The 20,126-nt window shown below is 62.9% G+C and carries 18 protein-coding genes; 12 read left to right on the plus strand and 6 right to left on the minus strand.

Annotated elements, in window-relative coordinates:
• The first annotated feature begins 59 nt into the window (after positions 1-59).
• A complete protein-coding gene (locus tag AC5RTB_RS09060; RefSeq protein ID WP_494060734.1) occupies positions 60-608 on the plus strand; it encodes an acyl-CoA thioesterase in 549 nt (182 codons plus the stop codon).
• Between the two features lies 1 nt (position 609).
• Here AC5RTB_RS09060 and AC5RTB_RS09065 read toward each other — a convergent pair whose 3' ends face one another.
• On the minus strand, positions 610-2,532 hold the full coding sequence (locus AC5RTB_RS09065; RefSeq protein ID WP_494060735.1) for an acyl-CoA dehydrogenase family protein: 1,923 nt from the start codon (positions 2,530-2,532) through the stop codon (positions 610-612).
• Positions 2,533-2,745: 213 nt separating this feature from the next.
• On the opposite strand from AC5RTB_RS09065, the gene AC5RTB_RS09070 reads away from it, so the two are divergent.
• The 4 genes from AC5RTB_RS09070 to AC5RTB_RS09085 all read left to right on the plus strand — a co-directional run bounded on the left by AC5RTB_RS09070 (position 2,746) and on the right by AC5RTB_RS09085 (position 8,732).
• Complete coding sequence (locus AC5RTB_RS09070; RefSeq protein WP_494060736.1) at positions 2,746-4,908, plus strand: FG-GAP-like repeat-containing protein; 2,163 nt, start codon at positions 2,746-2,748, stop codon at positions 4,906-4,908.
• Between the two features lie 102 nt (positions 4,909-5,010).
• On the plus strand, positions 5,011-7,083 hold the full coding sequence (malQ, locus tag AC5RTB_RS09075) for a 4-alpha-glucanotransferase (protein WP_494060737.1): 2,073 nt from the start codon (positions 5,011-5,013) through the stop codon (positions 7,081-7,083).
• Positions 7,084-7,231: 148 nt separating this feature from the next.
• Entirely contained in the window at positions 7,232-8,620 is a 1,389-nt protein-coding gene (locus AC5RTB_RS09080; RefSeq protein WP_494060738.1) for an OFA family MFS transporter, read from the plus strand.
• Between the two features lies 1 nt (position 8,621).
• Positions 8,622-8,732, plus strand: coding sequence for an MFS transporter small subunit (locus AC5RTB_RS09085; protein ID WP_494060739.1), 111 nt, complete (start codon positions 8,622-8,624; stop codon positions 8,730-8,732).
• Between the two features lie 125 nt (positions 8,733-8,857).
• Here AC5RTB_RS09085 and AC5RTB_RS09090 read toward each other — a convergent pair whose 3' ends face one another.
• From AC5RTB_RS09090 to AC5RTB_RS09110, 5 genes are all read right to left on the minus strand, one after another.
• Complete coding sequence (locus AC5RTB_RS09090; RefSeq protein ID WP_494060740.1) at positions 8,858-9,181, minus strand: hypothetical protein; 324 nt, start codon at positions 9,179-9,181, stop codon at positions 8,858-8,860.
• Between the two features lie 71 nt (positions 9,182-9,252).
• Positions 9,253-10,236, minus strand: a complete 984-nt coding sequence (locus AC5RTB_RS09095; protein ID WP_494060741.1) for an aldo/keto reductase — start codon at positions 10,234-10,236, stop codon at positions 9,253-9,255.
• 36 nt (positions 10,237-10,272) lie between these two features.
• Complete coding sequence (locus tag AC5RTB_RS09100) at positions 10,273-11,064, minus strand: ZIP family metal transporter (protein WP_494060742.1); 792 nt, start codon at positions 11,062-11,064, stop codon at positions 10,273-10,275.
• Between the two features lie 50 nt (positions 11,065-11,114).
• The gene (locus AC5RTB_RS09105) at positions 11,115-12,596 is read right to left on the minus strand and encodes a glyceraldehyde-3-phosphate dehydrogenase (protein WP_494060743.1); all 1,482 of its coding nucleotides are present in this window, start codon (positions 12,594-12,596) and stop codon (positions 11,115-11,117) included.
• 220 nt (positions 12,597-12,816) lie between these two features.
• On the minus strand, positions 12,817-13,899 hold the full coding sequence (locus AC5RTB_RS09110; RefSeq protein ID WP_494060744.1) for a LacI family DNA-binding transcriptional regulator: 1,083 nt from the start codon (positions 13,897-13,899) through the stop codon (positions 12,817-12,819).
• A 167-nt stretch (positions 13,900-14,066) separates the two neighbouring features.
• On the opposite strand from AC5RTB_RS09110, the gene AC5RTB_RS09115 reads away from it, so the two are divergent.
• From AC5RTB_RS09115 to ykgO, 7 genes are all read left to right on the plus strand, one after another.
• Positions 14,067-14,915, plus strand: a complete 849-nt coding sequence (locus AC5RTB_RS09115; protein ID WP_494060853.1) for an ABC transporter substrate-binding protein — start codon at positions 14,067-14,069, stop codon at positions 14,913-14,915.
• A 58-nt stretch (positions 14,916-14,973) separates the two neighbouring features.
• Complete coding sequence (locus AC5RTB_RS09120) at positions 14,974-15,756, plus strand: amino acid ABC transporter permease (protein WP_494060745.1); 783 nt, start codon at positions 14,974-14,976, stop codon at positions 15,754-15,756.
• Positions 15,753-16,535, plus strand: a complete 783-nt coding sequence (locus AC5RTB_RS09125) for an amino acid ABC transporter ATP-binding protein (protein WP_494060746.1) — start codon at positions 15,753-15,755, stop codon at positions 16,533-16,535. The genes AC5RTB_RS09120 and AC5RTB_RS09125 overlap by 4 nt, the downstream gene beginning before the upstream one ends.
• Positions 16,535-17,575 carry a Gfo/Idh/MocA family protein gene (locus tag AC5RTB_RS09130; protein ID WP_494060747.1) on the plus strand — a complete coding sequence of 347 codons (1,041 nt, stop codon included), beginning with the start codon at positions 16,535-16,537 and terminating at the stop codon, positions 17,573-17,575. The genes AC5RTB_RS09125 and AC5RTB_RS09130 overlap by 1 nt, the downstream gene beginning before the upstream one ends.
• 28 nt (positions 17,576-17,603) lie before the next feature.
• Complete coding sequence (locus AC5RTB_RS09135; RefSeq protein ID WP_494060748.1) at positions 17,604-18,731, plus strand: NAD(P)/FAD-dependent oxidoreductase; 1,128 nt, start codon at positions 17,604-17,606, stop codon at positions 18,729-18,731.
• A gap of 116 nt (positions 18,732-18,847) precedes the next feature.
• Positions 18,848-19,954, plus strand: coding sequence for a GTP-binding protein (locus tag AC5RTB_RS09140; RefSeq protein ID WP_494060749.1), 1,107 nt, complete (start codon positions 18,848-18,850; stop codon positions 19,952-19,954).
• A 26-nt stretch (positions 19,955-19,980) separates the two neighbouring features.
• Positions 19,981-20,103, plus strand: a complete 123-nt coding sequence (ykgO, locus tag AC5RTB_RS09145; RefSeq protein ID WP_026544400.1) for a type B 50S ribosomal protein L36 — start codon at positions 19,981-19,983, stop codon at positions 20,101-20,103.
• The last annotated feature ends 23 nt before the right edge of the window (positions 20,104-20,126 follow it).

A 20,126-nucleotide genomic window follows, 5' to 3' on the forward strand; every position in this document is an offset into this window, starting at 1 on the left:
TAATAAGGTGAGCTGTCTCACGATCCAACTGAATGGTTACCCGCCGGTAATATGGCAGAATGCACCTGTTTTTCCGGACACTCTGGATCCTGTTCGCTTCCCGGCGCCGACCGCCCCTGAGTATCTGGGCCCCGGCGTCCCTGCCGCTGCGGGTTCGGCTCACTGACATTGACATCGCCATGCACGTCAACAACGGCATGTACCTCTCACTGATGGATCTCGGCAGGTTCGACTTGATGATCCGAAGTGGAGTCTGGAAGATGATGCGCCGCAAAGGCTGGAGTCCGGTGGTCAACGCAGAGACCATCACGTTCCGAAAGTCGCTTCAGCTAGGTCAGCGCTACAGCATTGAGACGCGCATTATGGGCTTCGATGAGCGCGCCATCTACTTTGAACAGCGCATGGTGAACGACGACGAAATCTACGCGCGTGCCTACATCGCTACCCGCCTGCTCAGCGCCCAGGGACCCGTGGCGAACGCTGAAATCTTCGAGGCGTTCGGGAACCCGCCGGAGGATATGGCACTCCCGGAGTGGATTCACGACTGGCGCGTGAATACGGCCCTGCCCAGCACCCGCCGCCCCGCTCCACACGAGTGGGTGCGGTGACTCAGCGGTACTTTCTGTGCAGGTCCTCCCTGGCTGAAGACGTTCCGTCCCATTCGGCGATCCACGGGCCGGTTCCCTCCGACTGGTCGAGGACGCCCTCCTCGAGCCACTCATGACGGCCGTCAAGGACACTTCGCGCAAGCCGGTAATCCGCGCTGTCGGAGTTCTTCCACAGATCGGTGAAGAGCTGCTCGATCCGCAACCGTGATTGCCGGCAGAAGGCATCCGCGAGATCAGTTGCTTCCCGCCTCCCCTGGCCCTCGAGGTGCTTGGCGTGTGCGCAGGTTGCAGCCATTGCGAACAGTTCCGCTCCGATGTCAACGATGCGCCCCAGGAACACCTGCCGGTGCTCGAGCTTGGCCTGCCATCGCGCCATTCCAAGGAACGTATGTCGGGCAAGGCGCCGCGACGCCCGCTCAACGTAACGCACATGCCCGGCGAGCCGCCCGAAACCGGTGTAGGAACGCGGGGAAAGGCCCGGGCCGGCAAGCAGCTGCGGTAACCAGCCCGCATAGAAGCTGCTGGCCCCGGCCGCTGCCTTCGCCTTCGCTAACAGGTCAGCGTCCGACGACGCGAGGTCACCTGCCGCGGCAAGGTGGGCGTCGACCGCCTCCCGGGCGATGAGCAGGTGCATGATCTCCGAGGAGCCCTCGAAGATCCGGTTGATCCGCAGATCGCGCAGTTGCTGTTCGATCGGAACGGCCCGTTCCCCGCGTGCTTTGAGGGAGGCAGCCGTCTCGTACCCCCTGCCGCCGCGAATCTGCATCAGTTCATCGGCAATGCGGTAGGCCATTTCGCTGGACCACAGCTTGGCCAGCGCGGCTTCAATTCGGACGTCCTTCTGCCCGGAATCAGCGAGGGCCGCCGAGAGTTCGAAGACGGACTCGAGGGCGAACGTGGTCGCACCGATGAACGAAATCTTCTGAGCGACCGCCTCATGCTTGCCGATCGGCCTGCCCCACTGCACCCGGGCGTTCGACCATTCGCGTGCAATCTTGAGCGACCATTTGCCCGCCGCAGCGCAGTTCGCAGGGATGGAGAGCCGGCCGGTGTTCAGGGTAGTCAGCGCGATCTTGAGCCCCTGTCCCTCCTTGCCCAGACGATTCGCGACCGGTATCCGAACGTTCTCAAATCGGGTGACGCCGTTCTCAATCCCGCGCAGACCCATAAAGGCGTTGCGGTGCGTCACCGTAATACCAGGTGTATCCGCTTCCACCACGAAGGCGGAGATGCCGCCCGGGCCGCCGCTGTGTGCGGGCACCTTCGCCATCACCACCACCAGTTCGGCGATCACTCCGTTGGTGGTCCAGAGCTTGCTGCCGTTGAGTACATACGTGCCGTCGTCGTCATTGCGGGTGGCAGTGGCGCTCAGACGGGCGGGGTCGGACCCGACATCGGGTTCGGTGAGCAGGAAAGCCGAGATCGCGCCGGAGGCGCAGCGGGGGAGATACTCGCTCTTCTGTTCCGGCGTGCCGAACATACGGACAGGCTCGGGCACCCCGATGGACTGGTGTGCAGAGACGAGGGCGCCAAGGCTGGGGTGGACGGAGGTGAGCAGCATCAGTGCTCGTCCGTAGTAGGCCAGAGACAGTCCAAGTCCGCCGTAATCTTTCGGGATCTTGATGCCGAAGACCCCCAGGGAGGCCAGCTCCCGAAGGTACTCGTCTGGGATGCGGGAGTCCCGTTCGATCAACTGCCCGTCCATGGTCGCAAGAACTGTGGAGAGCCGCGAGAGGAACTCTTCGCCGTCGTCGTTCCCGGTGTAAGTGGAGGAGGGGCGGGGATGAATCAGCGAAATATCGCAGCGGCCCAGGTAGAGCCCTTTGGCGAAGCTCGGCCGCGTCCATTCCGTTTCCCTGGCGGACTCGGCCACCTCCCTGGATTTGCGCTCGTTGACGTTTTCCTGAAGTGCTTCGGCGCTCATGGCAGCCCCCTTCAACGGCAGGGCCCGCCAGCCGGAACCCGGCGATGAACTAATGCTACTCCGGAGTAGCAAAAGTGCATCCTAGCGACACATCCCCGATTCCCGGAACGACCTCGGTGGATCTCCAAGAATTGTCCAAGGAGTAGAGCGCAAAGTGGGCGAACCGAGCCGGTAGTAAGCATGGTTTCGGTTCTGAAACGAGGGAGCTCTGAAATGTCCAACCATCCATATGCGGCTGATCCCCCCGGAGGGCGCCGCACGATTCGTCTCACATCATCTGTCCTTACCAGTGCACTTCTCATCACGGCCCTTGCGCCGCTCGCTGCCACTCCCGCCCAGGCGGAGCTGGTTTCCTTCGCCCCGGTTACAGCCGAAGACGCCGACGGCTTTCCTGACTGGTACTCGGACGGGAATGTTCGCCTGAAGCTCTGCGTCGACCCGGCTGAAGGGTGCCTGGCTGAACTGCCCAACCCGGGTGAGCCCATTTCCTATCCCGGCAACTTCCCGGGTGAAGCATTCTGGTTCGCTGCCGAGGCGTCCGGCGGGAACCTCGGGCTCTACGAGGCAGCGCTGGAAGCTGCACACACGGGCGAAGAAGCAGCAGTCGGCACGCAAATCGCCTTCGCTCGTCTGCGTTTCCGTTTGTCCGGGCTGGTCAACGGCGCCGACTACACGATCACCCACCCCTACGGTGTGCACGTCTTCCGGGCGGGTCACAACACCAACCGTCCAAACGACATCAACGTCACTATTGACGAGGGTGTCTGCGGTACCCCGTGCAACTTTGATCTGGCCAGGAACGCGTTCCTGGGCGATTACGGCGGACCGGGCAGCACGGCGCCCTTCATTCGTCAGACAAACGCACCTGCTGGGGCTCTGGGCAGCATCGCAACTCCAGGGCCCATCGAGGGTGCCCCCTCCGGGCACAACTACGTTGAGGTTGTAGGCCCGAACGCAGGCGGAACCGGTGTGAATGTCTTAAGGGTCAGCACATTCGCGATCCAGGGCGTGATTGACAGCAGCGTCGATGGCGCGCCGTCAACGCCGGACCTCGCCGTTGCCAGCGACACTGGACGGTCCAATACAGACAACATCACCAACGCGACCACGCCGACGTTCACCGGGACGGCTGCTGCAGGGTCCACGGTGGAACTGGTCGTCAACGGAACTCCCACCGGTGTGACCGCTGTCGCCACCGACGGCACGTACTCGCTGACGCCGACCGTGGCACTACTCGCGGGCACCAATCGCGTTGTGGCCAGGATCCCCGCAACGGAAACGACGGCGGCACTCGACTCGGGCGCCCTTGCGATCACAGTGGACACCACAGCACCCGTCACAACCCTGACGAACACTCCGTCGAATCCGAGCGCGAGCAACACCCCCTCGTTCACTTTCACCGGTGAAGCTCAGGCGACGTTCGAATGCCAACTGCAGCCGAGTAACGCAACGTGGCGCACCTGCACCTCACCGCATACCTATGACCAGCAGCTGAACGGGGACTACACGTTCAACGTCCGGGCTACCGACGTCGCGGGGAACATTGGGGCCAACGCCACCTATACGTGGCGCATTGGTCCGGCATCGCCACCGCCGCCACCGCCGCCACCGCCCGCCGCCAAGCAGAAGGACATGAACGGCGACGGCAATCCTGACCTGGTGACACGTGACTCCGGTGGACGGCTTTGGCTCTACCCGTCGACTTCAGCCGGCGGTTTTGGAACCCGGGTTCAGATCGGCAGCGGATGGGGCTCGATGAACGCCATCCTGCAACCGGGTGACTTCAACGGCGATGGACACTCTGACATCATGGCCCGCGACACGTCCGGACGGCTCTGGCTCTACACCGGAACCGGCACCGGCAGGATCAACGGCGGCGTCCAGATCGGCTCGGGCTGGGGCGGCATGACTGCCCTCGTTACGCCGGGTGACTTCAATGGAGACAAGAAGGTCGACCTGCTCGCCCGCGACAGTGGGGGACGGCTGTACCTCTACCCGGGTAACGGCGCCGGTGGTTGGGGCGCACGCACCCAGCCCGGTTCCGGATGGGGCGGGTTCACTGCCATCCTCAGCACCGGCGATTTCAGCGGTGACGGCCACTCCGACGTCATTGCACGCACTTCCGGGGGAGCCCTGTGGCTCTACCGGGGTAACGGCAGCGGTGGCTTCGGCACGGCAAATCAGATCGGCGCCGGCTGGAACGGGTTCACCCTGACCGGCCCTGGGGCGTGGGGCACCGCCGACGCACACAGCGACCTCGTGGCCCGCGACAGCGCCGGAGCTCTGTGGCTCTACCGCGGAAGCGGCACAGGCGGGTTCGCCGGATCCCGCACCCAAATCGGGGGCGGCTGGGGCGGGTTCACCATCGTCCAGTAATCCACCGATTCCTCACTGATTAACAGAAGATCCCCTCCCGCTCAGGCGGGAGGGGATCTTCTCCGTGAGGCACAAACCGGAGGGAGCCAATAGATTAGGAAGATGCCTGAGCTCACACCACTCCAGCAACTTGCCGAGCAGCACCGCGTCGGAATCACTTTCAAAGGCTGGGACGACACTCCTCAGACGGTCAGCGATGCAACTCTCGTCGCGGTCCTCACCGCTCTGGGCGTTCCCTGCACAACGGACGACGACGTCGCGGCCTCCCTGAGCGCCGCGGAGGTGGCGCCGTGGCTGCGGACACTGCCCGCCGCCGTCGTCATCCGGCAGGGCGATGCCACCGAAGTGCCGGTAAACGTCCCGTCGGGCAGTACACCGACCCTCCGCGTTCTGCTCGAGGACGGGTCTGAACGGTCACTGGCCGTCGGCGCGGGGAAGAACCAGGAGGTGGACGGCAAGAGCATCACCCGTTTCACGGTGGAGATCCCGCGTGACCTCCCGCAGGGTTGGCACACGCTGGTCGCCGCTGACAATTCCACCGAGAGCAGCTGCGCACTCGTCCTGACACCGCGCAAGCTCAGCACCGCCGACCGCCTGACCCGGACATGGGGTCTCATGGCCCAGCTGTACTCCGTGAGGTCCCGCTCGTCATGGGGCATCGGTGACCTCGACGACCTCGCACGCCTCGCGGAGGTGTCCGCCGCCAAGGACGCAGGCTTCGTACTGATCAACCCGTTGCATGCTGCCCAGCCCAAGCCGCCGGTGGAGGCGTCTCCCTACCTGCCGAGTACCCGGCGGTTCTTCAACCCCATCTACCTGCGTGTGGAAAACATCGCCGAGTTCGAGGCACTCTCCGACGCTGACGCCGAGGTCATCCGGGATCTGGCGGGGAAGTTCGAGGCGGCAAACCTGAACGCGGAGAGGATTGACCGCGATCCGAGCTACGCAGCCAAGCTGCAGGCGCTCGAGCTTGTCTTCGGCGTACCGCGCACACCCGAGCGGGAAGACGCATTCAGCAGATTCCGTGAGGAAGCAGGACCGGGGCTGGAAAACTTCGCGCTGTGGTCGGCACTCGCCGAGAAGCTGCCCGAGGGGGCACCCGAGTGGAATGATCCGGAATTCCTCGAAACGCAGCGGGCACAGCTCGCGGACCGTATCGAGTTCCACGCCTGGCTGCAGTGGCTCTGTGACGAGCAGCTGGAAGCCGCCCAGCGGGCCGCCATGGACGCCGGGATGAACCTCGGCATCATGCACGATCTAGCTGTCGGGGTTCACCCGGCGGGTGCGGATGCGTGGACGTTGCGCGACGTACTGGCGTCCGGGATCAGCGTCGGCGCGCCACCGGACATGTTCAACCAACAGGGCCAGGACTGGGCGCAGCCGCCGTGGCATCCGGAACGGCTCGCGGAATCCGGTTACGCCGCGTACCGCGACATGCTGCGCACCATCCTCCGTCACGCCGGCGGCATCCGAATCGACCACATCCTCGGCCTCTTCCGGCTGTGGTGGATCCCGCAGGGGCAGATGCCCGGCGACGGCGCGTATGTGTACTACGACCACGAGGCGCTCATCGGCATCCTCGCGCTGGAGGCTGAACGGGCCGGGGCCGTCGTCGTCGGTGAGGACCTCGGCGTCTTCGAGCCGGGCGTGCAGGAATACCTGGCCGAACGCGGCGTGCTTGGCACCTCCATTCTGTGGTTCGAGTACGACGACGAAGAGCCCCGCCCCGCGGAGCAGTACCGGACGGCGTGCCTCACCACGGTCACCACGCATGACCTTCCGCCAACCGCGGGGTACCTCGCCGGCAGGCACGTCGAACTGCGGGAGCAGCTCGGACTGCTGAGCAGGCCCGTGAAGGAGGAGAAGGCGGCCGACCGGGAAGCCCAGGAGCAGGTGCTCTCCCTGGTCCGTTCAACGACCGGCACCGAACCCTCTACGGTGCAGGAGACGGTCGAAGCGATGCACTCATTCATCGCGAAGACGCCGTCGGTGCTGCTCGGGGTGGCGCTGACTGACGCCGTCGGGGAGGAACGGACGCAGAACCAGCCCGGGACCACAGCCGAGCAGTATCCCAACTGGCAGGTCCCGCTGGCGGGACCTGACGGCGTCGTACTGGTTGAAGACCTGGCGGGGCTGGGGAGATTTGATTCGCTGGTTCGCGCTCTGCGGCGCTGATTCAGCGGTACCTTTCGTCGCGCCAGGATGACCGTTCACCGCACGACGGCGTTGTGTGCCCCGGGCAACATGTGACCTAATGCACAATGATCCCTGGTGGGGGCCGAGCGGACGATAGTCCACAAACAGTAGGGAGAGGCGTTCATTCATGAGTTGGCTAGACAGGGAACACACAATCGCTCCACCCGGCTTCAACCGCTGGTTGATTCCGCCCGCAGCGCTCGCCGTGCATTTGTGCATCGGTCAGGCCTATGCCACCAGCGTCTACAAGACAGCGCTCGTTGAGCACTTCGATGCAAGCCTGACCGAAATTGGCGTCATCTTCTCCATCGCCATTGTGATGCTCGGGCTGTCCGCAGCGCTGATGGGGACGTGGGTGGACACGAACGGCCCCCGCAAGGCCATGTTCACCTCGGCAGTGTTCTGGGTCAGCGGCTTCCTCGTGGCAGCGCTCGGTATATCCACCAACCAGCTGTGGTTGGTGTACCTCGGATACGGAGTCATCGGCGGAATCGGCCTGGGGATCGGGTATATCTCACCCGTCTCCACCTTGATCAAATGGTTCCCTGACAGGCCGGGGCTTGCCACCGGTATGGCGATCATGGGCTTCGGGGGCGGTGCGCTGATCGCCAGCCCGCTGTCCACACAACTGCTGAGGATGTACGACCCGAATTCGGGCGCTGAAGGCTGGGTGGCCAGTGGGGACGCGGTATCCATGCTGTTCGTGACTCTCGCGGTGATCTACCTGATCTACATGGTGTTCGGAGCGTTCACCATCAAGGTACCTGCAGCGGACTGGCGCCCGGAAGGTTTCGATCCGAGCACGCTGAAATCCAAGCCGCTGGTCACCAGTGACAATGTCTCGGCAAAGAACGCGATCAGGACGAAGCAGTTCTGGCTCATCTGGATCGCGCTGTTCTGCAACGTCACCGCCGGAATCGGCATCCTCGAGCAGGCTGCCCCCATGATCCAGGACTTCTTCCGCCAGCCCGACGGCATCAGCGCTGTTTCTGTAGCGGTGGCGGGCGGCTTCGTAGGCCTGCTGTCAATCGGCAACATGGCCGGCCGCTTCGTATGGTCGAGCACATCGGACATCATCGGGCGCAAGCGTATCTACATGGTGTACCTCGGAGTCGGTGCCGTGCTGTACACGGTTCTGGCCCTCGCAGGTTCCTCCACCACAGTGCTTTATGTCCTGCTGGCGTTCGTGATCATCTCCTTCTACGGCGGCGGATTCGCAACCGTTCCGGCTTACCTTCGCGACCTATTCGGTACGTACCAGGTCGGCGCCATCCACGGCCGCCTCCTGACCGCCTGGTCCGCTGCCGGCGTCGCAGGTCCACTGATCGTGAACGGGATCCTCGATGCAAGGGGTACGCCCGGGCAGCTTGTCGCATCGGATTACCAGCCCGCACTACTGACCATGGTCGGCCTGCTGATCATCGGCTTCATCGCGAACCTGATGATCAAGCCCGTGGACTCCCGTTTCCACGAGCCGTCCAAGACCACCACCGACGAACCCGCACTGGAGGCATGAAATGGAAATCAGCAAGGCTCGCCTGGCCGTTGTATGGGCGCTCGTGGGACTGCCACTGGCTTATGGGATCTTCCAGACCCTGACCAGGGTCACCGCGCTATTCACCGGCTAGCAGTGATGAGTGCCGGCTGCGGGCCCAGTTGCCCGTTAGTTTGGAGGCAGTAGCTCAAGAAATGAGCAGGACCGTGGAACTGATTCCACGGTCCTGCTCGCTTATGACGGTTTTGTTTGCGTTGGCTAGCCCCGGGTGATGTTGAGGTGTACGCCCTCGTCATCGACGCGCTCCACGGAGTCGGCTTCCTCATAGAAGTGGTTGCCAAACCCTGTCCCGTCCACCTCCACGTAGCCGACCCTGAGCAGGCGCTGGGCACGTTCCTCATCAACGTCCTCGGGAGTGAGTGCACCAGTAAGGAAACTGAAGATTCCGGGGCGCTCCTCAGTCTGGCCCTGGGGAGTGACCGCCTCAGGGTCGCCCATCTTGACTTCCTTTACCTTGCCGACCTTTTTGCCGTCGGCATCGAAGACGTCCATCCCTTCGCGAACTTCACTGAGGTTAGCCATGGTGAATGTCCTTTCCGTTCGGGTCCCTGGAATTCAACACTAGGACGGTGACTGCGCCCAGTCGAGGCCTGCTACCAGCGAGGATGAACTGCTTCCCGGAAGTAGCGGTTGTAGATGTCCTGTACACCCGCATCGATGTTCCCGCCGAGGGCGGACTGCCCTGCTGCTTCCGCGTTCGCCCGCGCCTGGGCAGCGGACCGGGCTCCCGGAATGACAGTGGTGACGCCGTCCTGGGCGATGATCCAGGCGAGGGCGGCCTGGGCGGTGCTGCCGCCGTCGGGCACCAGGGAGGTGAACTCCTCCGCGGCTGCCAGACCGGTCTCGAAGTCGACGCCGGAAAACGTCTCACCGACGTCGAACGCTGCACCCGTGCGGTTGTAGTTGCGGTGGTCGTTCTCCGGGAATTCCGTGTTTTTGGTGTACTTGCCGGACAAGAGACCCGAGGCCAGCGGCACCCTGGCGATGATGCCAATTCCGGCCTGCTTTGCCGCGGGAAGTACTTCATCGAGAGGCTTGAGCCGGAACGCGTTGAGAATGATCTGCACGGTGGCGGTGTTGCCGCGGCTTATCGCCTCAAGGGCTTCGTCTGTCCTTTCAACGCTGACTCCGTAATTGGCAATGGCACCTTCGGACACAAGCGTGTCGAGGGCGTCATACACTTCGGATGAGGAGTACACGGCGGACGGCGGGCAGTGCAGCTGGACGAGGTCCAGGGTGTCCTGCTGCAGGTTGCGGCGGGAGCGATCGGTCCATTCCCTGAAGTTTTTGAGGGTGTAGTTTTCGGGGACCTGATCTACCCGTCGGCCCATTTTGGTGGCGACGGTGATGTCAAGGCCCGGATTGGCCTTCAGGAAGTTCCCGATAGTTTGTTCACTTCGGCCGTCACCGTAAACATCCGCTGTGTCGAAGAAGTTCACCCCGGCGTCGGCGGCGGCCTCAAGGACAGCGAGGGCGTCCTCCGGCTGGACGTCTCCCCAGTCCGCTCCAAGCTGCCATGTTCCAAGCCCAATAGTCGAGACGTTGCGTTTTGTTCTGCCAAGTGTGCGTTGTTCCATTGTTCGACTATAGGGCGGCTCCGCGGGCGGCCGCTCCTACATGAGCGAGAGAACGAAGGCGAGGACGAAGCCCGCCGCAGTGCTCATGGCGACTGCGGGCCCTCCGTGCTCGTAGGCCTCCGGCATAAGGGTGTCCGCGAGAGACGCGATCACGGCGCCCGCGGCGAAGGCCAGAGGGAGAGAGATTGTCTGCTCAGTGGCACCGGAAAGTGGGCCGGCTCCGATTATGACGGCGACGACCAGCAGCACGGCGCAGGCCGACCAGAGGCCGATGATGCGCCCCTTTGGCATCCCCTGACTCCGCATGGAGGCGGAGCCAACCAGCGCCTCGGGCAGGTTGGATACGAAAATGGCGGCGAGGAGCGCCAGCCCGCCGGTGCCCCCGCCGAGCGCAACTCCGAGGGCTACGTTCTCGGGCACGCCGTCCAACGTGACAGCGGCTAGAAGGGCCAGGCCGGCAGCGCCGCGGGTTGAAACGGCGGAAGACTTTTCATCCTCGGCGGCGGTGTCGGTGTCGAGCTTCGCACTGCCTTGATACTCGTCGGCGGGAGTGTCCTTCCCTCCGGGCTGCGCCCACTTGTCCAGTAACGCGCTCAGCACCGTGAAGACAAGGGCACCGGTAAAGAGCCCCAGTGCCGCCAGCATAATCCCGCCGTGTTCGTAGGCATCCTGGAAAAGTTCGAAGGCAAGAGCCGTGATCAGTGAGCCCGCAGCGAACGACAGCATGATCGCGAGAAGCCGCTTCGGCAGCTTGAACCGGACGCCGATGAGCGAACCGATGATCAGCGGCGTCGACGCGACCACCCCGAACAGAAGGGCCGTTCCCATGGCGAAAGTATAGGCTCGCTCGGCGGCGAGTGGGGGATCTCTTTTGCCGACTAGCGGGCGGAGGCAAGCTCCGCCGTCGGAATGGCTTCCTTCGCCGGGAACGACGGCGGATTCACTCCTGCCATCTCCTCCATGACTCGCACTACCTGGCAGCTGTAGCCGAACTCGTTGTCGTACCAGACGTAGAGTACGAGGTTCTTGTCATTGCAGATGGTTGCGAGACCGTCGATCGTTCCCGAGCGGCGTGAGCCCACGAAGTCGGTGGAGACCACGTCGGGGGAGTCGATGTAATCCAACTGCTTGCGCAGCGCGGAGTGCAGCGACATTTCCCGGAGGAAGTCGTTGACATCGTCCTTGGTCGTCTCGTTCTCGAGGGACAGGTTCAGGATTGCGATCGACACGTCGGGGGTAGGTACCCGGATGGAACTGCCGGTGAGCTTGCCCTGAAGTTCGGGCAGCGCCTTGGCGACGGCCTTTGCAGCCCCCGTCTCAGTGATGACCATGTTGAGCGCAGCCGAGCGGCCGCGGCGATCGCCCTTGTGGAAGTTGTCGATAAGGTTCTGGTCATTGGTGAACGAGTGAACGGTTTCGACGTGGCCGTGCACAACGCCGAACTCGTCATTGATGGCCTTGAGTACCGGGGTGATGGCGTTCGTGGTGCAGGACGCCGCGGTGACAATCCGGTCATCGGCGGTGATGTCCGTGTGGTTGATGCCGTGAACGATGTTCTTCAGCGAGCCCTTGCCCGGCGCCGTCAGCAGGACCTTGGAAACGCCCTTGCTCTGCAGGTGCTGGCTGAGGCCTTCCTCGTCACGCCAGCGGCCGGTGTTGTCCACGACCAGCGCGTTGTTGATGCCGTACGCGGTGTAGTCGATGGTGGCCGGGTCGTTCGAGTAGATGACCTGGATACGCACACCGTTGGCGGTGATGGTGTTGGTTGCCTCGTCCACCTGGATGCTGCCTTCAAAGGACCCGTGCACCGAGTCGCGGCGCAGCAGGCTTCCGCGCTTCATGAGGTCGTTGTCGGCACCCTTGCGCACCACGATCGCGCGCAGGCAGAGGCCGTGCCCGCCGCCTGCCTTCTCGATGAGCAGCCGGGCAACCAGGCGGCCGATGCGACCGAAGCCATAGAGAACGACGTCGGTGCTCGTCCGCGCATCCGCGCCACGCTTCCCTACGACGTCGGCCAGCTCGGCGCGGAGGAATTCTTCCAGGGAGGCGCCCCGGCCCTCGGTTTTGTACTTCTGGCTGAGGCGGGCGACATCAATGGACGCTGCGCCCAGTTCCAGGTCGGCGAGGATACGAAGCAGGGGAGCGGTCTCTTCGAGGCGCAGCTCTTCCTTGGCCATGCGGCGTGCAAAGCGGTGGGCCTTGAGGATGCCCATGGTGGACTTGTTGATGAGGCTGCGCCCGTGGATGCTCGTGACCACGTTGTTTTCGCGGTACAGGCGGCCGATGACGGGAATCATCCCTTCGGCGAGTGCCTCCCGGCTCATCCAGGTGTCGCGGGTGACTGAAGGGTTATGATCCACGATGATCAGGTCCTCTCTCTCGCCGGTTGTTCCGGCGTTTGCCGCTGGCTTCCAGCACTGGAGCGCGGCAGGTTCAATGGCTCGGTTTCCACGCTGATCCGGACGACATCGACGTCGGCAGATTTGGGCGAGGTAATGCAGCAAGGATATCCGTCGCTCGCGTCGCAGATAACTTCTGGGGACGATCTGTGACGAACGGCATACCGGATGGGTCGGGGTGTTACCTCGCAAATGCAGAGAGGGAGGGTGCTCCCACCGACTCCCTCTCGATCAGGGTGGCGGGAAAGACGGGCAGGACCGGGGGAAGGACACCCCGGATACGGTGCAGCAGAGTGGTGGCGGCTGCCTGTCCAAGCTCGTAGACCGGCTGCGAAACCACGGTCAGCGGCGGTGTAACCAGCCGGGTCCAAGGGAAGTCGTCGTACATCACGAAGGAAAGGTCCTTAGGGATCCTCACGTCCATGGCACGTAGTATCTCCAAGACACTCAGCGCGACGAGACTGTCAGAGGCGACAATCGCCGTCGTTCTCTCACCGCTGGACATCAGGTCATTGAGGATCGACTGGACGCTCTCTGTTGTGCTAGCGCCGAGTCGGATGAAGGAATCGTGGAACGGAAGTCCGGCTTCATCGAAGGCCCGCCGGGTCCCGCTAATGCGCTCGCCGACCGCTGAAGATTCCAGCTGTCTGCCACTTTGATACTCCGCGCCTCCGGTCTCGAGCGCTGAAATGTAGGAGATACGCTCATGGCCGCGGTTGATGAGGAGTTTTGTAGCGTCGTACGCGGCCTGCTCGACGTCGGAGACGATGACGTCGACGTCGACGCCGGGCGCTGAACGGTCAAATAGCACCAGTGGGCGGCCAGCCTCAACGATCTGTTGCAGGTGTTGAGTGTTGGAGGAGGATGCGGGCGCAACGATCAGGCCGTCCACACGCTTGTCCTGCAGGACCCGCACTGCGTCGACCTCGGCTTGCAGATCCTCGCCCGTGTTGATGAGGATTACGTCGTAATCAGCTCGTTTCGCGGCATCGGAAATGCCGCGCATGGCAAGTCCGAAATGGGGGTTCTCGATATCCCCGACCACAACGCCGATGGTGTTGGACTTTCCCGTGTTCATGCTCCGCGCCAGCTCGTTGGGTCTGTAGCCCAGCTGCTCCGCCGCCGCCAGGACCCGTGAATTGACCTCCTCACTTACAGCCCCGTAGCCGCCGAGGGCCCTGGCCGCCTGCGCTTTGGACACTTTCGCTTCGCGGGCCACGTCGGCAACGGTGATGTCCCGCTTCCGTGAACTGGAGGTTGTCATATGCAGCCTTTCGGATGATGGGGGTTGACGTCTCTCTGGTAGTGCGCGTAGATTCCTCATCAACCTTTGTGAGCCCGGTCTCATCCTAGCGATTGAGACCGGACTCAACAAGTACGGCAACCGAGGCACCACTAGCACCCCAACACCCAAGCAAGATTGGATCAATGATGAATATCCGTTCCAAGTTCCGCCCGACCGTTGCAATGGCGGCAGCGGCGCTCTCACTTCTGGTCATGACAGGCTGCGGCAGTGAAGCAGCTTCCGACACAGCCGAAAGCAACCCATACGGCTTGATCCAGCCGGGGAAGATCCGGGTTGCGAGCCTCGGGGACGCCAAGCCGTACACCTTCACCGACGAATCCGGCGCGTTCACCGGGTTCGACGTCGAACTTTTCGAGAATGTGGCAGAACGCATCGGGATTGAGGAGGTCGTCTTCACGGGTCAGGACTTCTCCGGCCTTCTCGCTGCCGTTGCGAACGAGCAGTTCGACGTCGGTGTGGCCGCAATCGGCATTACCGAGGAACGGAAGCAAACGGTTGACTTCTCAGACGGCTACCTTGCTGGCTACCTCACCGTGATCACCACGGAAGGATCAGGCGTTACGGGCGAGGATGCTTTGGCGGGCCGGCGACTGGGAGTAGTGCAGGGAACCCTCCAGGAGGCCTATGCGGTCAAAAACTTCACCGAAACCGACCTGGTCCGTTTCCCGGATAACAACACCGCAATATCGGCAGTGAACAGCGGCACCGTCGACGCACACTTCCTCGACTATGAAGCGGCCAAGGACTACATGGAGAAGTTCGGACTGGTCAGCGCAGCCGATATTCCGTCCTTCGACGCCCCCGCAGGCTTCGCCATTGCAAAGGGGAAGGAAGAATTCCAGGCAGCCCTCAATGAAGCGCTGGCCGCCGCAATGGAAGACGGGACATGGAAAGAGCTGTACCAGAAGTGGTTCCCGGGATCTCCGATGCCTGAGCAGTACCTGCCCGAAGCCGAACAAACTTCCGGCAAGTGACCGAAGCAGCGCACATTTCGTACTGCGCAGCGAACCGTATGACGACTGAGAGCCAATAATGGACCTGCTCGATACCCTCGCAAGAACGTTCCTCGACTTTGAAGCCATGATGGCAGTGTTGCCTCAACTGCTTCAGGTAGGGCTCGTCAATACCCTGATCATTTCGGTCAGTGCCACGATCATCGGCGTTGTGCTGGGAATGATGGTCGCTATCATGGGCATATCGCAGTCGCGATGGCTGCGGATCCCGGCCCGCATTTACACTGACCTATTCCGTGGGCTGCCGGCCATCCTGACGATTCTCCTGATAGGACAGGGTTTCGCGCGGATGAGCCAGGAGATATTCGGCCCCTCGCCTTACCCCTTGGGTGTCCTCGCACTCAGCCTGATCGCAAGCGCCTATATCGGTGAAATCTTCCGCGCCGGTATTCAAAGCGTTGAACGGGGGCAATTGGAGGCATGCCGCGCACTGGGCATGAGTTATGGCCGGGCGATGGCGCTCGTCGTCGTGCCCCAGGGCATACGCAGAGTCCTCCCGGCTTTGGTGAACCAGTTCATCGCCATCGTCAAGGACTCCTCTCTGGTCTACTTCCTCGGCCTGCTCGTTTCAGAACGCGAACTCTTCCGGGTCGGGCAGGACGCGGCCGTGCTCACCGGAAACCTGTCGCCGCTCGTCATGGCGGGGCTGTTCTACCTCATAATCACGGTGCCACTTACCCACCTCGTGAACTACTTCGACCAGCGTTTCCGGGCTGGTGGGCGCCGTCGTCCGGCTGCGCCCACCAGCGGCCTGAAGGAAGTAACTGAAATCGAGAGTGCAACCACAGGGAGCGGACGATGAAACAGACCACATCGATGAGCCAGACCATGGCCAATCCGGAAGCGAAGACGTTCCGCGGATCCAGCCTGGAGTTGCGGGGAATGTCCATGGCGTATGGCGATATCGACGTCCTGCGGAATGTGAACATTACCGTGGATCCTGGAACGACAACCTGCATTATCGGGCCTTCCGGATCAGGCAAGTCCACATTGCTCAGGGGTATCAATCGTCTCCATGAACCCAAGAGCGGGGACGTCCTTCTGGGTGGAGCCAGCGTACTGAAGGACAAGCCCGATGCGCTGCGTCTGCGCATTGGCATGGTCTTCCAGCACTTCAATCTTTTCCCGGACCACACGGCACTCGAGAATGTTGCCCTCGCTCCGTGGAAGGTCAAGCGGATGTCCAGAGCCGCCGCCCGAGCACTCGCAGAGCAGCGTCTGAAGGAAGTTGGTCTGGCCGAGCGGGCTGACCATCGCCCCCGCGACCTCTCCGGCGGACAGCAGCAGCGTGTCGCCATCGCGCGCGCCCTCGCCATGGAGCCTGAGGTCATGCTCTTCGATGAGGTCACGTCCGCCCTGGACCCCGAACTCGTCAAGGGCGTGTTGAACCTGATGGCGGGTCTCGGCGAACGGGGAATGACCATGGTCGTCGTAACCCATGAGATGGGCTTCGCACGCAAGGTCGCGGACCAGGTGGTCTTCATGGATGAAGGTGAGGTCGTTGAAGCGGGGCGGCCGGCGGACCTGTTCGACCGGCCACAGTCTCCGAGGCTGCAGCGATTCCTCTCGGAGGTGCTCTAGTGGAAGCAGTCAAGCCACTGCGCACCGCCGTCGTCGGTTTTGGGGTGTCGGGGCGGGTGTTCCACGCGCCGCTGATAGCGGCCGACCCACACTATTCGTTGGATGTGGTTGTCACAGGGAACCCGGACCGCGCAGCCCAGGCAGGGACCCTATACCCAGGGGCCAAGATCCTCGCAAGCCCCGAGGATGTGTTCGCCCATGCCGATGAGCTGGATCTGGTCGTGCTTGGAACCCCGCCGGCCAACCACTATGCGCTGACTGACAAGGCGCTAGGGTGCGGCCTCAATGTGGTTGTCGACAAGCCGTTTGTCCCTACATCCGCCGAGGGCGGGGAGCTGATTACGAAGGCGGGCGACGCCGGCGTCGTGCTCTCGGTTTTTCAGAACAGGCGCTGGGACGGTGATTTCCTCACCGTCAAAAAGCTGATGGACGGTGGCCACCTGGGTGACGTCCGCACCTTCGAGTCGCGCTTCGAATGGTGGATGCCCGAAGGTTTCCAAAGTTGGAAGGATGAAGCCCGCATATCCGAGGGCGGCGGCATTCTCTTTGACCTCGGAAGCCACCTGATTGACCAGGCAATCGTGCTGTTCGGGCCGGTCAAGGACCTGCATGCGGAAGCCACACGTCACTCGGCACGCAGCACCTCAGACGCGGATGAAGACACTTTCGTGTCTCTGCTCCATGAGTCGGGAGTGCGTTCCCGCTTGTGGATGAACGGCCTGGCCGCCCGCCCCGCTCCCCGATTCCATGTGCTGGGTTCCAGTTCGGCCTACACAAAATGGGGCCTCGACGGACAGGAGCCGGCCCTGGACGGCGGGCTTTCGCCATCCGATCCCCGCTACGGGGTTGAGCCCGAATCTCGCTGGGGTGCTCTGGGCACAGGGGAGATGGAGCAACTTGTTCCAACCGAGCGAGGCAGCTACCCCGAGTTTTACCGGCTACTGGCCGGCGCTATCCGTAACGGTGGGGACCTGCCCGTAGAGCCAGCCGATTCCGTTGCCGTCCTCAAAATCATCGAAGAAATTCACGGCCTGCTTTAGGTCTGTCAGCTTGAGAAAGTGAGTAGCTATGTCCCTGGAATCACCTGCCCGGAGAGTTGCCGTCATCGGCGGCGGCATCCTGGGAGTCTCCACAGCCGTCCACCTGCTTCGCGGCGGAGCGTCAGTCGTCTTGCTCAGTGAGGGGGAACTCGCCAGCGGAGCCTCCGGGAGGTCACTGTCCTGGCTGAACTCGGCGGGGGAACGGTCCCGCCCCTACCATGATCTTCGCCTGGCGGGGATCGACCGGTACCGCACCCTGTTTGCTTCCGATCCCGATCGCGACTGGCTGCGCTTCGACGGCGGCCTGTTCTGGGATGTCGAAGCGAACAGCGCAGCGACGGTGAAGCGCCACGAGTACGAGAAGGCGCATGGTTACGACTCCCACCTCCTCTCTCCCGAGCAGATCAACCGCTGCGCGCCCAACGTGAATAGCGCCACTGCGGGATCAGCATCCATCTTCAATCCGGGGGAAGGGTGGGTGAGTTTGCCCCATCTCATCGAGTTCCTGATGGAGGAGTTCAAGGAATTGGGCGGTGACCTCGTCACCCACGCAGGCAAGGTGTCGGTCACTGTAGGCGATCAGGGCAGGGCGGCAGGCGTTGCAGCGGCTAACGGGGAGGCCTATGCGGCCGACGTCGTTTTGGTCGCGTGCGGACCACAGACGCCCGCGGTCGTCGCAGAACTCGGCGTACATATCGATGACGCCTCACCGGTGTCCATGCTTGTACTGACTGAACCGGCAGAACACGGTGTTCGCGCTGTGATGAACACGCCCCGTGCCGCCGTGCGTCCGAACCCTGATAGCACCCTCGCCCTCGATCATGACTGGTATGAGGAGCAGATCACGGAGCAGTCGGATGGCACCTATTCCATCCCGGAAGCCGTTGTCCAGGAACTCGCCGACGAGGCCTCCGCCTTGATCGAGGGAACGCCGCAGCTCAAGGCGGCCTCCTGGGAGATCGGCCGCAAGCCGATTCCGGGCGATGGGGAACCGGTTTTCGGTGAGCTGCAGAAGGTCCCGGGGTGTTTCGTTGCGTTCACCCACTCGGGCGCCACCCTTGGCCTGATCGCAGGGGAGCTTCTGGCCGGCGAGATACTGACGGGCGAAAGGCACCCCATGTTGGCCACCTTCCGCCCCGAGCGGTTCGAGGCGTAGCCGCTCTCGGTAGGTGACGTTCTCAGGGACAGGCGACAGCTGATGCTGTCGCCTGTCCGGGGTCTGGGCGGAATCACCTGAGGAGATCGCCAGCATTACATGAGAACCATTCTCATGTGGACTTCCGGATTGTGTTCATCACTATCGTCAACTCACTCGACTACTTCAGCCGTCAACAGGCATGTGAAGCCATCCGCAGGACCTTGCCCAACGCCGTCGTCGTGCTTCACGACCTCCTCGAGGAGGGGCGGGTAGTCCGGCGGATCTTCGAAGGGGAAGCTCTGGTCGAACGGCAGGAGAATCTCCTGGAGCACGGCTGTCTAAGCTGCACGGTCCGGTTGGACGTGGTGCCTACCGTCGAACAGTTGCTGGCGCGAGGTGTCGAAAACATCGTGCTCGGTCTGCCGCCGGCAGTAACCGGGGAGACAGCCGTCCAAGCCCTGCTCCACGGTCTAAGCCGAACGTTCAGTGTCAACTCCGTTGTGTTCGCATGCGCACCAGACGCGCTCGAGGACCAAATTTGGGACCACCACACCCTGTTTGAATCCGGCATGACGTCGGTCCCGGAGGACGACAGGACGCCCGGCGAGTTCGTGATCGGCGCGCTCTCCTTCAGCGACACCGTGCTCCTCGCGGACCCGGCGCTCATTCCGGTGGACCCGAAAGTGCGATCGCGCGGCATTCACCTCATACGGGAACTAGCGCCCCACGCCGCGGTCACCGAATGCCATGAAACCGTCCGTACCGGCCACCATGATCTGGCAGCTGCTCTGATCCGCTCCGCGCCGGGCACCGTGCAGGTACCGGCAGGGCGACCGTCGTCGTCATTCTCCACCGTGGTGCGCACGGCGCGTAGGCCGCTTCATCCCGAACGGTTCCGCAAAGCCCTGACATTGCTGGCGGAGGGATGCTGTTGGCTGCGGGGCCGGCTATGGGTGGCGACGGCCCCCGGATGCTGCATTGCCCTGCAGGGAATCGGTCCCCGCATATGTCTCGAGAACACGGGACCATGGCAGATCGCGCCGTTCCCGATCGAACCGGACCAGCGAACCGTCTGGTTTCCCAGCGTGGGAGAACGTGGAAGCGTCCTGGCCGTCACTGGCGAAGAAGTGGATCCGGAGCAGATAGAAGCACTGCTCGCCGGCTGCGAACTCACGGACGACGAGATGGCCGCCGGCATCGACGCGTCCACAGATCCGTTCGGTCTCGAATCCACCCACTAATCGAAATCACAGAGGAGAAGGCAGTCATGAAGGTACGTAATTCGCTCCGAGCGCTCAAGAAGGTACCCGGCGCACAGGTAGTCCGCCGCCGCGGCCGCACGTTCGTCATCAACAAAAAGAACCCACGAATGAAAGCACGCCAGGGGTGATATCCGCGGTGGTGCCGGGGATT

The organism is Arthrobacter sp. M71 S08 (assembly GCF_059089725.1).

Excerpts from the sequence above, each read along its gene's own strand:
- AC5RTB_RS09060 (WP_494060734.1), top strand. The coding sequence starts at position 60 with ATGCACCTGTTTTTCCGGACACTCTGGATCCTGTTCGCTTCCCGGCGC.
- AC5RTB_RS09065 (WP_494060735.1), bottom strand. The coding sequence starts at position 2,532 with ATGAGCGCCGAAGCACTTCAGGAAAACGTCAACGAGCGCAAATCCAGG.
- AC5RTB_RS09070 (WP_494060736.1), top strand. The coding sequence starts at position 2,746 with ATGTCCAACCATCCATATGCGGCTGATCCCCCCGGAGGGCGCCGCACG.
- malQ (WP_494060737.1), top strand. The coding sequence starts at position 5,011 with ATGCCTGAGCTCACACCACTCCAGCAACTTGCCGAGCAGCACCGCGTC.
- AC5RTB_RS09080 (WP_494060738.1), top strand. The coding sequence starts at position 7,232 with ATGAGTTGGCTAGACAGGGAACACACAATCGCTCCACCCGGCTTCAAC.
- AC5RTB_RS09085 (WP_494060739.1), top strand. The coding sequence starts at position 8,622 with ATGGAAATCAGCAAGGCTCGCCTGGCCGTTGTATGGGCGCTCGTGGGA.
- AC5RTB_RS09090 (WP_494060740.1), bottom strand. The coding sequence starts at position 9,181 with ATGGCTAACCTCAGTGAAGTTCGCGAAGGGATGGACGTCTTCGATGCC.
- AC5RTB_RS09095 (WP_494060741.1), bottom strand. The coding sequence starts at position 10,236 with ATGGAACAACGCACACTTGGCAGAACAAAACGCAACGTCTCGACTATT.
- AC5RTB_RS09100 (WP_494060742.1), bottom strand. The coding sequence starts at position 11,064 with ATGGGAACGGCCCTTCTGTTCGGGGTGGTCGCGTCGACGCCGCTGATC.
- AC5RTB_RS09110 (WP_494060744.1), bottom strand. The coding sequence starts at position 13,899 with ATGACAACCTCCAGTTCACGGAAGCGGGACATCACCGTTGCCGACGTG.
- AC5RTB_RS09115 (WP_494060853.1), top strand. The coding sequence starts at position 14,067 with ATGAATATCCGTTCCAAGTTCCGCCCGACCGTTGCAATGGCGGCAGCG.
- AC5RTB_RS09120 (WP_494060745.1), top strand. The coding sequence starts at position 14,974 with ATGGACCTGCTCGATACCCTCGCAAGAACGTTCCTCGACTTTGAAGCC.
- AC5RTB_RS09125 (WP_494060746.1), top strand. The coding sequence starts at position 15,753 with ATGAAACAGACCACATCGATGAGCCAGACCATGGCCAATCCGGAAGCG.
- AC5RTB_RS09135 (WP_494060748.1), top strand. The coding sequence starts at position 17,604 with ATGTCCCTGGAATCACCTGCCCGGAGAGTTGCCGTCATCGGCGGCGGC.
- ykgO (WP_026544400.1), top strand. The coding sequence starts at position 19,981 with ATGAAGGTACGTAATTCGCTCCGAGCGCTCAAGAAGGTACCCGGCGCA.